Below are 11,835 nucleotides of genomic sequence, written 5' to 3'. Positions count from 1 at the left end.
GTGCCATGAACATGACGATCCCCGTGAACGTGCCGCATCCGGTCAAGCTCCGGATCGAGGACTTCGAGGTGCTCGATCGCACGGGCGCGTTCGCCGATTTAAAAAAGGTCGAGTTGATCGAGGGGATGATCGTCGGAATGAGCGCAGAATTCCGCCCGCATACCTTCGTCAAAAGTCAGCTCATGTATCGGTTGCAGGCCGCTTTGGAAGCGACGGGCTCGCGCTTCAGCGCAGTGGTCGAGCCAACGCTCGCGCTACCGCCGTATAATCTTCCCGAACCCGACGTTGCTGTCGTCGATGCGCCGATGGCGCGCGATTATTTCCGGATCGAGCATGTCGCGCTGGTGGTCGAGGTGTCGGATACGACGCTGGAGAACGATCTCGGCGCGAAACTGGCGCTCTATGCGCGGCACGGCGTCCCGGAATATTGGGTCGTCGATCTCGCGGAGACGACCGTCCATCAATTCTGGTCGGTATCGGCGGAGGGGTTCTCGCACCGCAGGTCGCTCCCGCTCGCCGGGGCGGTGCCCAGCGCGACGTTGCCCGACCTCGTGATCGACGGCACGGGACTGGTCTGAGCGCGACGCTCCGTGTTCAGGGCTTTCAGGCGCCCGGCTTTACCGCGAGGAGACCGGAAACCCTCGCCCGGAACGCGCGCAACTGCTCCCCCGAAAGCGTCGCAAGGCTGGAGAAGGAGAAGCCGCGCGGATTGACCGCAACCCCGCCGCGCAGCACTTCCCAGTGGAGGTGCGGTCCGGTCGAAAGGCCACTGTTGCCCGAATAGCCGATCACCTGCCCGCGCGACACGCGCTGGCCTGCGCGCACCGCGAAACGGCTGAGGTGCCCGTAGCAGGTCACGATCGACCCGCCGTGCGCCATCTTGAGGAAATTGCCATAACCCCCGCTGCGCCCGGCGAACGCGACCACGCCGTCGGCGGGGGCGTGGATCGGCGTGCCGGTGGCGGTGCCGATGTCGATCCCCTTGTGCATCCGCGAGAAGCCGAGCAGCGGATGAAAGCGCATCCCGAAGCTCGAGGTCACGCGCGCCATCGATACCGGCATGGTGAACTGCCCCTGCCGTTCGGCTTGGCCGGATGCTTCATACCAGGTGCCGTCGTTCCACTGGACCAACTGCGTCTTGCGTCCACCGTGGCCGAGCCCCGCCAACAGCAGCTTGCCGAGCTGCGTTTCGCCGGTCGCGGCGCGCTGGCGCTCGACGATCAGGTCGTAGGTGTCGTTCGAATCGATTTGGCCGACCGCGACCTTGCTCGCGATCGCCTTGATGTAGCTCTCGACCGCGCGGATCGGGACCCCCGCCGCGCGCGCCGAGCGGTACAGGCTGGAGCCAACCGCGCCCGTGATCCTAAGCGGCGTGTCATCGACCGCGATCGCGCGGCGCTCCATCACCAACCGGTCGCCCACGCGTTTGAGGTCGAGCGCGAGATCGAACCGCGCGCGCAGCGACAGTGCCTCGAGCGGGCGCGCAACGCTACGGTTGGGGCGGCGACCGAGCGTCAGCGGGATCTGCGTGCCGGGCTTGAGCGTGTCGAGCGGCACCGTCGTCGCGACGAGCGCAACCGTGTCCTGCGCATCGCGCTCGGACAGGCCGGCGCGTTGCAGCATGTCGCCCAGGCTGTCGCCGTGGCCGACCGTCGCGGTGCGTTGCTCGACCGGGCGTTCGGGGGCTTCGGTCAGCGGACGGACGAGATCGTTCGACGCCATGTGCCGCCCGGTATCCGCGCCCCAGGCAAGCGGCGCGATCATCTGCGCACGCGCTTCCTCGCGGTCGGTGCCGATCATCGGTGCGGCGGCCGCGCCGAGCAGCGGCGTGGTGAGCGGCGGTGCGATGACGAAGGCGGTCACGCACAGCGCGGCGCAGGTCGCGGCACCGCGCCACCAGTCGCGCGAGCCGATGCGGGTTCCGAGGTCGGGCACCCAATCGACCCGGCCCGCGGCGGCGCGCAGGCGTTCGAGTCGGCGGGTCTGCGCCGCGGGCACAATGGCGCGGCCGAAGGACAGCGCTGCGCTGCCGCCCGAAGTCTCCACGTCGTTCAAATTTGGTACAAACAAGGCTGTTTCGACCCCGAAATCCGTTGTCCGCCGCCTGATCTGCCCCGCAGCGTCGGGCCCGAGGACTGTGCCGCCCAAGTCCTAAAGTCAAATTAACCGCCGCCTGCGATGGGGTGGGATGCGGTCAACCGTTCGAACGATACGACCGCGTCGGGAACACGCCGGGTCGGCGGCATATCGGTGGCTGGGCGATGATCTCGCGGTCTTTTTTTGCAAACGGGATGGTTGCGTATCGCCTCTGGGGACGCGATGTTGCTTGTGTCATGCAACGTCACCACGACAGCGCCGTCACTGCGGTGCTCGGGCCGACCAACACCGGCAAGACGCATCTCGCGGTCGAGCGAATGTGCGGGCATTCCAGCGGCATGATCGGCTTTCCGCTGCGCCTGTTGGCGCGCGAGGTCTATGACCGGGTCGTTAAGATCAAGGGCGCGAACCGCGTCGCCTTGATCACCGGCGAGGAAAAGATCGTCCCAAAAGACGCACGTTGGTTCCTGTGCACAGCCGAATCCATGCCGGTTGACCGCGATTTGGCGTTCGTTGCAGTCGATGAGGCGCAGCTTGGAGCCGATCTGGAACGGGGTCATGTCTTCACCGATCGCATTCTGCGCGCCCGCGGGCGCGACGAGACGATGCTGCTCGGGTCCGAAGCGCTGCGCCCGATGCTCAAGGCGCTGGTCCCGGGAATCGAGATCATCAACCGCCCGCGCTTTTCGACGCTGAGCTATGCGGGTGCCAAGAAGATCAGCCGCCTCCCGAAACGCTCCGTCATCGTCGCGTTCAGCGCGGAGGAAGTCTATGCGGTCGCCGAGATGCTGCGGCGTCTGCGCGGCGGCGCGGCGGTGGTGATGGGCGCGCTGTCCCCGCGCACCCGCAACGCGCAGGTCGCGATGTTCCAGGCGGGCGAGGTCGATTATCTGGTCGCGACCGATGCGATCGGCATGGGGCTCAACATGGACGTCAACCATGTCGCCTTCGCCAGCCTCAACAAGTTCGACGGCCACCGCCAGCGTCGCCTGACCGTCGCCGAAATGGCGCAGATCGCGGGACGGGCAGGGCGGCACCAGCGCGACGGGACGTTCGGCGCGCTGGTCGAGGAAGGGCCGGGGGCGTTCGGCCCCGAGGAAGTGCTCGCGATCGAGGAGCATCGTTTCCCGCCGCTCGAACATCTCTACTGGCGCGAGGGCGAGCCCGATTTCTCGAGCGTTGCCGCACTGATCGCAAGCCTCGAAGCCAAGCCCGAGAACCGTCGCCTGCGCGCTGCCCCGCAATCGGTCGATCTTGCGGTGCTCAAGCGCCTGGCCGAAGAGGATTGGGTACGCGCGCGGACGCGGCATCCGGCGATGGTCGAGCGGCTGTGGGCGGCGTGCGGGCTGCCCGACTTCCGTAAACTCGGCGTCGATCCGCATACCCGCTTCGTCGCGCGCGTGTTCGGCTATCTGAGCGAGGGGCAGGGGCATATCCCGCACGCCTGGTTCGCGGCGGAACTGGCGCGGCTCGATACGGTGGTCGGCGATGTCGAGACGCTCGCCGGGCGGATCGCGGCGGCGCGGAGCTGGGCGTATATCGCCAACCGGCGCGACTGGCTGGCGGACCCGGCGCAGGGCGCGGCGCGCGCGAGTGCGGTCGAGGAACGGTTGTCGGATGCGCTCCACGCCAGCCTGACGCAACGCTTCGTCGACAAGCGCACGACGCTGCTGATGCGCCAGATCGGCGCGGATCCGCGGATGCTCCCCGTCACGATCGGGCCGGAAGGCGAAGTGATGGTCGAGGATCATGCGATCGGGCGGCTCGACGGGTTCCGCTTCACGGTCGCAGCGGATGCGCGCGCGAACGACAAGCGCATGCTGCTTGCGGCGGCGGAACGGCGGCTGGGCGACGAGCGCGGCAAGCGAGGGATCGCGCTCGCCGAAGCGGCGGATGCCGACCTGTCGCTGCGCACCGAGGCGGGCGAGACGCCGGTGCTGCTGTGGCGCGACTTTACGGTCGCGACCTTTGCGCCGGGGCAAAGCCTGGTGCGCCCGCGCATCGTGCTCGACCGCGCGCTCGATTGCCTCGACGTGACGCTCCGCGCCAAGATCGAGCAGCGGCTGCGCGGCTGGTTCGGTGATTCGGTCGCACGCGCCCTGCCGGGGCCGGTGCTGCTCGACTCGGTCCAGCGTGATCCGGCCGCCAGTCCTGCATCGCGCGCGGTCGCGGCGGCGCTGGTTGCGGGCGGCGGGATGGTCGCGCGGAGCGAAGTGGTGGCGGTGCTCGACAAGCTCGACGGCGTCGCGCGCAAGGCGTTCCGGCGGGCGGGGGTGACGATCGGCGCGCTCGACCTGTTCGATCCGCGCTTGCTCAAGCCGGCCGCCGCACGCTGGCGGCGCGCCCTGTTCGCGATCCGCGACGCGCGCGGGATCGCCGACGCACCGCGCGACGGCGCGAGTGTGCTGGTGCGCGGCACGCCCGGCGCGACGCTGGTGGACGGCTATCGCCCGATCGCGGCGCAAGCGGTGCGGATCGACCTGATCGAACGAATCGCGCGCGCGGCGCATGACGCGCGCGGTGCGGCGGGTCGACAGCCGTTCGCGCTCGATCCCGCACTCGCGCTGTCGATGGGACTGACCCCGCCGACGATCGAGAAACTGATGGCGGGGTTCGGCTTCCGCCCGGCTCCTGCTGCTGCGCCCCCTGCCGCCGACGATACGGTACCGCGCTGGGTCTGGCGTGGGCTGCCGACCGTCCGTCCCGTCGTCGCCCCGCGCGGCACGCACTTTGCGGCGCTTGCCGATCTGGCGGTGCATGGCTGAAGCTTTCCCCCGCGGCCCGAGCATGCGGCTCGACTGTTTCCTCTGGTTCGCCCGGATCGTGAAGACGCGCAGCATCGCGCAAGGGATGGCCGCGAGCGGACGATTGCGGATCGACGGGCGCGCGGTCGACCGGCCCGCCGCGGCGGTGCGGATCGGGAGCGTACTCGCCTTCGCCACCCCCTCGGGGCGGATTCGCGCGATCCGCGTCGAATGCCTGCCCGAGCGTCGCGGCCCGCCCGAAGCGGGGCGGGCGTGCTACGTCGACCTGATCGAAAATGACCGGACAGCCACCGCAATCAGTGACGCAAACATTGACGGGGCGGACGCTCGCGCATAGCAGCGTCGAGTTCGTTGCTCCGGGAGTTACCTAATGACCTACGTCGTCACCGATGCCTGCATCAAGTGCAAGTACATGGACTGCGTCGAGGTGTGCCCGGTCGATTGCTTCTATGAAGGCGAGAACATGCTGGTCATCAACCCCAGCGAATGCATCGATTGCGGCGTCTGCGAGCCCGAGTGCCCCGCCGAAGCGATCCTCCCCGATACGGAAAGCGGTCTCGAACCGTGGCTCGAACTCAACACGACCTTCTCTAGCCAGTGGCCCAACGTCACGCGCAAGGCGAACCAGACGCCTGCCGACGCCGACGAGCATAAGGGCGAGACCGGCAAGTACGACAAGTTCTTCTCGGCAGAGCCCGGCGCGGGCGACTGATCGACCGGATTGGCCGGAAATGGCACGTCGTCGTGCGTCCGATCCCGTCGGGAGCGGCGCGAGCGCGACCTTTGTCTGGTAATTTTGTTGCGACTGTGTTAAAAGGGTGACGACGGACGGTGCTTCAGGCGCTGTCCGACACGGAGACGTATCAACCCACCACCCTGCGAGCGCTGATGCAGCTTTGCTGCGAGAAGTGCGTTGCACCGGATACCCGGTCCACAGAAAGGTCCAACGGAATGGCTGCCAAGGCGCTGTCCTTCGACGTCGGCGATTATGTCGTTTACCCCAAGCACGGCGTTGGCCGTGTGATCGAGCTTCAGCGGCAGGAAATCGCCGGGATGCAGCTCGAACTCTATGTTCTGCGGTTCGAAAAAGAGCGCATGACGTTGCGCGTGCCGACCAACAAGGCCGAAAGCGTCGGAATGCGCAAGCTTTCCAGCGACAAGACGCTGCGTGAGGCACTCGAGACGCTGACCGGCAAGCCGCGCGTCAAGCGCACCATGTGGTCGCGCCGTGCACAGGAATATGAAGCCAAGATCAATTCGGGCGACCTCGTGTCGATCGCCGAAGTGGTCCGCGACCTGTTCCGTGCCGACGACCAGCCCGAGCAGAGCTATTCCGAGCGGCAGATCTTCGAAGGCGCGACCAGCCGCCTCGCGCGCGAACTCGCCGCGATGGAGCAGGTCGACGAGCCGACCGCGCAGGAAAAGATCCTCGAGATTTTGCGCAAGGCAGCGGCGATCCACAACAAGGACAAGGCTCCGGCCTGACGTTCTTTTGCGGATACCGCGGTTTGAAAAAGGGGCGGCCGGCGACGGTCGCCCCTTTTTTCGTTTGGGGGCAGCGGGGGCGCTCCCACTCCCGGCGTCACCCGAACGTCTTTCAGGGTCCACCGCGCCGTGATGACGGTCCGTGCCGGTCCCACGGTGGATGCTGAAACAAGTTCAGCATGACGGGTGGGATGAAGAGGCACGGGACCCCCCCCACCCTGCGTCACCCTGAACTCGTTTCAGGGTCCACCCCGCCGCGATGACGGTCCGTGCCCGTCGCATGGTGGATGCTGAAACAAGTTCAGCATGACGGCGCGTTTGGAGTGGGACGGCGCTCGCGCCCCTTGCGTCACCTCGAACGTGTTTCAGGGGCCACCGCGCCGCATTGACGGTCCGCGCCTGTCGCACGGTGGATGCTGAAACACGTTCAGCATCACGGCGTGTGGAGGGGGCGGGCCCACGACAGGGGTTGCATCCGAAAGCGGACGGTGTACTAATAAGGCAACACACAGGAGGTAGCGTATGCGCAGTCTGTCCTTCCTCGCAGCCGTCGCGCTTGCGGGATGTTCCAACACCAGCGATGCGGCCACCTCCGCGGGCGCAGGAACCACCCGCACCTTCGCGATCACCGATTTCAGCGGGGTCTCGCTGCGGGGATCGGACGATGTCGATGTCCGCGTCGGCACCGGCTTCTCGGTCCGGGCCGAAGGGCCGAGCGCCGAACTCGACAAGCTCGAGATCCTCCGCGACGGCGATACGTTGAAGGTCGGGCGCAAGAAAAACCTTGCGGGCATGAGCTGGGGCGGCGGACGGCGCGGCGTGAAGGTGTTCGTGACGATGCCACGGATCGTCACCGCGCAGATCGTCGGATCGGGCAACCTTGCGATCGACCGGGTCGATGGGCAGCGCTTCGGCGGGGAGGCTGCCGGGTCGGGCAATCTGTCGATTGCGACGCTGACGGTGCCCGATGCCCGGCTGACGGTGGCCGGGTCGGGCAATATCGACGCCAGGGGCCGGGTCGAGCGGCTGACGGTCAAGCTTGCCGGGTCGGGCAACGTGTCGGCGGGCGGGGTCAAGGCAGGGTCGGCGACCGTCTCGCTCGCGGGATCGGGGGATGTCCGCGCCGACGTCGTCGGGCAGGCGCAGGTTTCGCTGGTGGGATCGGGCGATGTCGATCTCGGGCCGCAGGCGCGGTGTTCAGTGAGCAAGACCGGATCGGGCAACGTCCGCTGCGGCGGGTGAATCGGGCGCTTGCCTGAGCGCGGAATCGCGGCGATGCCCTGTGGATGATCCTTGTCCGCCTGCTCACCCTGCTTTTTCTCGCAATGCCTGGTGTTGCGCTGGCAGCGACAGGCCGGTCCTATGTCGTCACCGATTATGACCGGATCCGGATCGACGGCCCGTTCGACGTCGCGCTGACGACGCGCGCACCGCCCTCGGCGCGGGCGGAGGGGCCGGCGGAAGCGAGCGACGGGCTCGACATCCGGGTCGAGGGGCGCACTTTGATCGTCCGTGCGGGCAGCCGCGGCTGGGGTGAAGTGCCGCGGCGCGGCGGTGCGCAACCGCTCGTGATCCGGCTGGGGGTGCCGATGCTGCGCGGTGCGACCGTCATCGGTGGCGGGCGGCTGACGGTGGCGGGGCCGTTCCGCGCACAGCGAGTCGATTTGGCAGTGACGGGGAGTGGATCGATCGTCGCGCCTGCGCTCGACGCGGACGAGCTCAACGCGACGCTGCTCGGGACGGGCGCGATGACGCTCGGCGGGCGCGGGGGTCGGGTCCGGTTGCTGACCAGCGGGACCGGCGGGATCGCTGCCGCCGCGCTGCGCAGCGATGCGCTGACGGTGCGGCTTGACGGATCGGGGACGATCACCGCGACCGCACGCTACACCGCCGATGCGACGAGCACCGGGCTTGGCGCGGTGACGATCTATGGCAAGCCGACGTGCCGGGTGTCCAAGGCGGCGAGCGGGCCGATCCGATGCGGGGTAGAGGCGGCGCCGTAAGGGGGGAGACGCCGTAAGCCTTCGTCAGATCAGCCCCAGCGCCGCGAGCTTGCCGATCAGCGCGGCGGGCATCGCATCCCCCACCACGACGTCGCCGCCCAGATCGGCGGGTGCATCCCCCGGCTCAAGATAGCGCCACCCCTGGTGCGCGCGCTTGGGGCGGCCTTCGGTGAGCACCAGCGCGGGGTCGATATGGATCGCGACTCGCCCGCCCTCGGCCTCGCCGAAGCCTAGGATCGGCGAGCGCGCGACCAACGTGTGCTTGATGATCCAGTAGAGCGAGCCGCCCTTGCCATCCCCTTGGCCGTCCGCACCGACGATTTCCTCGTGCCGTTTGGGCAGATAGCGCGTGGTGAGAAACACCGGCCCGTCCGCGGCGCGTTGCTTGAGGCGTTCGGCGAGATGTTCGAGGCTCGTCGCGCCGAACGCAACCTTGGTCAAATGCAACATGTCGCCGATTTGGGCGCGCGCACGTCAGCCGCCAAGCCCCCACAGCGTCGCAAGCCCCAGAAACGACAAGAAACCCATCACATCGGTCATCGTCGTCACGAACACCGCCGACGATACCGCGGGATCGACCCCGGCGCGTTCCAGCGACACCGGGACGAGCACGCCCGCCAGCCCCGCGATCAGATTGTTGATCACCATCGCCATCGCGATCACGATCGCGAGCCCAACATTGCCGAACGCAAGGTAGGTCCCGGTGCCGACCAATACGCCCAACATCGCGCCATTGGCGGCGGCGATGCGGAATTCGCGCAGGATCATCCGTGCGGTATTCGAACTCGTCAGCTGGTTGGTCGCGAGCGCGCGCACGACGACCGCGAGCGTCTGCGTGCCCGCATTGCCGCCCATCCCCGACACAATCGGCATCAGCACCGCGAGCAATGCGAAGCGCGCGATCTGACCCTGGAACGCACCGACCACCGACGCGGCGATCATCGCGGTGCCGAGGTTGACCACCAGCCAGGTGATCCGCGTCCGCACGGTCAGCAGGATCGGTTCGTTGATGTCGCCGTCGCCCGCGCCCGACAGGCGCAGGATGTCTTCGCTCGCTTCCTCGGAAATAATGTGTACGATATCGTCGACCGTGATCATGCCGACGAGCCGACCGCCGGTGTCGGTCACCGCCGCTGAGATCAGCGCGTACTTCTGGAAGCGCAGCGCGACTTCTTCCTGGTCCATGTCGACCGGGATCAGCGTCTGTTCGCGCTGCATCACGTCGCTGATCGCAATCCCGCGCGGGGTGCGGAGGATCCACGACAAGGCGACCGTTCCGATCGGCTTGTGCGCCGGGTCGACCACGAAGATTTCCCAGAAATCGGTGGTCAGCGCGTCATGCGTGCGCAGATAATCGAGCACGTCGCCGACGCGCCAATGTTCGGGCACCGCGATCAGCTCGCGCTGCATCAGGCGGCCGGCGGATTCCTCGGGATAGCTCAGCGCCTCCTCGATCGCAGCGCGATCGTCGGGGTCGAGCGCGCGGAGCACTTCGCGCTGGTCGGCGGGCTCCATGTCCTCGATGATCGCGACCGCATCGTCGGTGTCGAGTTCGGACGCGATATCCGCGACCTGGCTCGCCGAGAGCGAATCGATCAGATCCTCGCGGACGTAATCGTTCATTTCGGCGAAGACGTCGCCGTCGAGCAGGTCGGTGATCGCGCTCGCCAGCGCCGCGCGGCAATCCGCCGGGGTCAGTTCGAACAGATCGGCGATGTCGGCGGGATGGAGCGGCTCGACCAGCGCGCGCGCACCCTCCGCATCGCCCGCCTCGACCGCATCGAGCACCGCGCGAACGAATTCGGGCTTGAGCCGATCGTCCTCGTCGAGTTGTGCGCCGTCGTTTTCGGGAAGGAGCTCGGTCTCGCTCATCATGGACCTCCTGTTGCCCGCCGGGGGTGCGCTCTAGCCCGATATGGGAACAAAGCCAATCGGTGGCGATTTGCCTCTCCGACGCTGCATCGCTACGGCAGCGTCATCCCCATTTCAGGAGCCCAACATGGCCGATCTTCCCGAAACCCTGACGCTGACCCTCGATGGCGGCGATGTCGTGATCAAGCTGCGCGGCGATCTCGCGCCGCAGCACGTCGCGCGTGTCGCCGAGCTGGCGAACGACGGCTTCTATGACGGCGTCGTGTTCCACCGCGTCATCCCCGGCTTCATGGCGCAGGGCGGCGACCCCACCGGCACCGGCATGCACGGTTCGGACAAGCCCAACCTCCCCGCCGAATTCTCGAAGGAGCCGCATGTCCGCGGCGTCGCGTCGATGGCACGCACCAACGATCCGAACTCGGCGAACAGCCAGTTCTTCATCTGCTTCGACGATGCACGCTTCCTCGACGGCCAGTACACCGTGTGGGGCCAGGTGACGTCGGGCATGGAGCATATCGACGCGCTGCCGAAGGGCGAGCCGCCGCGCGAGCCGGGCAAGATTTTGAAGGCGACGGCTGCTTAAAGGTTCTTTCTAAAAGCCCCTCCCCCTCGGGGGAGGGGTTGGGGTGGGGCAGTCCAGCAGAGTGAACCTCTCTGCGAGGCACTGCCCCACCCCCAACCCCTCCCCTGAAGGGGAGGGGCTAATTTTGCTACACACTCGGGTCCGCGATCGTGGCGATCAGCCAGTCGTGGAACAGCTTCACCGGCTTCTGCGCCAGCGCGCGCGGGCGGCAGGCGAACCAGTAGCTGTACGGGCTTTCTACCGAGATATCGAACAGCCGCACGATCCGCGCATCGTTGGCATCCGCAAAATGGCTTTCGTGCATGAAGGCGATGCCGAGCCCCTGCGCCGCCGCCTCGAGCATCAACGCCCCCGAATCGAAATGATCGACCGCCAGCGGCTCGAGTTCGGTCAGCCCCGCGGCCGCGCGCCACGCGGTGAACGTGTCGGGCATCTCGCGGTGAACCAGCGCAGTGAGCCCCGAAAGCTGTTCCGGCCGTACCACCGGATCCGGCCCCTCGATCAGCGAGCGTGCGCCGATGACATAGACCTGGTTGCGATCGAGCCGCCGCGCGTACAACGCCGGGTCGATATCGCGTGCCAAAGCAATCACCGCGTCGAGCCCCTCGCCGAGCCGCGCGATGTTGTGCGTGCTGGTGTCGATGTCGAGGTGCAGTTCGGGATGCCGGTTGCGCAGTTCGCCGAGTCGCGGGAACAACCGTTGCGACGCATAAAGCGGCAGGATGCCCAGCCGCAGCCGCAACACGTCGGTATTGCTCGTCATCACTTCGACCGCATCGGACAATTGGTCCAGAGCGGGGGCAATTTGCTGGAGCAGCCGGTCGCCGTCCGCATTGAGCACGACCGCCTGATGCCGACGTTCGAACAACGGGCGACCGATGAAGCGTTCGAGCGCCTGGATGCGACGGCTCAGCGCCGGGGGTGACAGCGCAAGTTCTTGTGAAGCGGCCTTGATCGATCCCGTGCGCGCGACCTGGACGAAGGCTTCGATCGCGGTGAGTGGTGGCAGGCGCCGCATATCGGATGCCCC

The 11,835-nt window shown here is 67.3% G+C and carries 12 protein-coding genes; 8 read left to right on the top strand and 4 right to left on the bottom strand.

The features are described from left to right. Positions 1 to 5: 5 nt before the first annotated feature. Positions 6 to 578 carry a Uma2 family endonuclease gene (locus AC3WJR_RS15535; RefSeq protein ID WP_354278769.1) on the top strand — a complete coding sequence of 191 codons (573 nt, stop codon included), beginning with the start codon at positions 6 to 8 and terminating at the stop codon, positions 576 to 578. Between the two features lie 25 nt (positions 579 to 603). Here the strand turns inward: AC3WJR_RS15535 and AC3WJR_RS15530 are convergent, their stop codons facing one another. Then, positions 604 to 2,070, bottom strand: a complete 1,467-nt coding sequence (locus AC3WJR_RS15530; protein WP_492725839.1) for a M23 family metallopeptidase — start codon at positions 2,068 to 2,070, stop codon at positions 604 to 606. Between the two features lie 263 nt (positions 2,071 to 2,333). Between AC3WJR_RS15530 and AC3WJR_RS15525 the strand changes: the two genes are divergently transcribed. The 6 genes from AC3WJR_RS15525 to AC3WJR_RS15500 all read left to right on the top strand — a co-directional run bounded on the left by AC3WJR_RS15525 (position 2,334) and on the right by AC3WJR_RS15500 (position 8,350). Continuing rightward, positions 2,334 to 4,862 carry a helicase-related protein gene (locus tag AC3WJR_RS15525; RefSeq protein WP_492725837.1) on the top strand — a complete coding sequence of 843 codons (2,529 nt, stop codon included), beginning with the start codon at positions 2,334 to 2,336 and terminating at the stop codon, positions 4,860 to 4,862. Then, complete coding sequence (locus AC3WJR_RS15520) at positions 4,855 to 5,199, top strand: S4 domain-containing protein (RefSeq protein WP_492725835.1); 345 nt, start codon at positions 4,855 to 4,857, stop codon at positions 5,197 to 5,199. The genes AC3WJR_RS15525 and AC3WJR_RS15520 overlap by 8 nt, the downstream gene beginning before the upstream one ends. 33 nt (positions 5,200 to 5,232) lie before the next feature. Further along, positions 5,233 to 5,574, top strand: a complete 342-nt coding sequence (gene fdxA, locus AC3WJR_RS15515) for a ferredoxin FdxA (RefSeq protein ID WP_131533043.1) — start codon at positions 5,233 to 5,235, stop codon at positions 5,572 to 5,574. A gap of 239 nt (positions 5,575 to 5,813) precedes the next feature. Beyond that, a complete protein-coding gene (locus tag AC3WJR_RS15510) occupies positions 5,814 to 6,347 on the top strand; it encodes a CarD family transcriptional regulator (RefSeq protein WP_010161421.1) in 534 nt (177 codons plus the stop codon). A gap of 522 nt (positions 6,348 to 6,869) precedes the next feature. After that, positions 6,870 to 7,589 carry a head GIN domain-containing protein gene (locus tag AC3WJR_RS15505; protein ID WP_354278773.1) on the top strand — a complete coding sequence of 240 codons (720 nt, stop codon included), beginning with the start codon at positions 6,870 to 6,872 and terminating at the stop codon, positions 7,587 to 7,589. Positions 7,590 to 7,633: 44 nt separating this feature from the next. Beyond that, entirely contained in the window at positions 7,634 to 8,350 is a 717-nt protein-coding gene (locus AC3WJR_RS15500; RefSeq protein WP_492725832.1) for a head GIN domain-containing protein, read from the top strand. 24 nt (positions 8,351 to 8,374) lie between these two features. On the opposite strand, the gene AC3WJR_RS15495 is transcribed toward AC3WJR_RS15500, so the two are convergent. Beyond that, positions 8,375 to 8,800 (bottom strand): DUF1489 family protein, encoded by a 426-nt coding sequence (locus tag AC3WJR_RS15495; RefSeq protein ID WP_354278775.1) that lies wholly within the window; start codon positions 8,798 to 8,800, stop codon positions 8,375 to 8,377. 24 nt (positions 8,801 to 8,824) lie between these two features. Further along, positions 8,825 to 10,222, bottom strand: coding sequence for a magnesium transporter (gene mgtE, locus AC3WJR_RS15490; protein ID WP_354278776.1), 1,398 nt, complete (start codon positions 10,220 to 10,222; stop codon positions 8,825 to 8,827). Between the two features lie 127 nt (positions 10,223 to 10,349). On the opposite strand from mgtE, the gene AC3WJR_RS15485 reads away from it, so the two are divergent. Then, complete coding sequence (locus AC3WJR_RS15485; RefSeq protein ID WP_242138131.1) at positions 10,350 to 10,805, top strand: peptidylprolyl isomerase; 456 nt, start codon at positions 10,350 to 10,352, stop codon at positions 10,803 to 10,805. A gap of 127 nt (positions 10,806 to 10,932) precedes the next feature. On the opposite strand, the gene AC3WJR_RS15480 is transcribed toward AC3WJR_RS15485, so the two are convergent. After that, positions 10,933 to 11,823 carry a LysR substrate-binding domain-containing protein gene (locus AC3WJR_RS15480; protein ID WP_354278777.1) on the bottom strand — a complete coding sequence of 297 codons (891 nt, stop codon included), beginning with the start codon at positions 11,821 to 11,823 and terminating at the stop codon, positions 10,933 to 10,935. Positions 11,824 to 11,835: the final 12 nt, after the last annotated feature.

This window comes from Sphingomonas sp. FW306-05-A (assembly GCF_058782275.1).
This window is presented reverse-complemented; position numbering and strand designations above follow the sequence as displayed.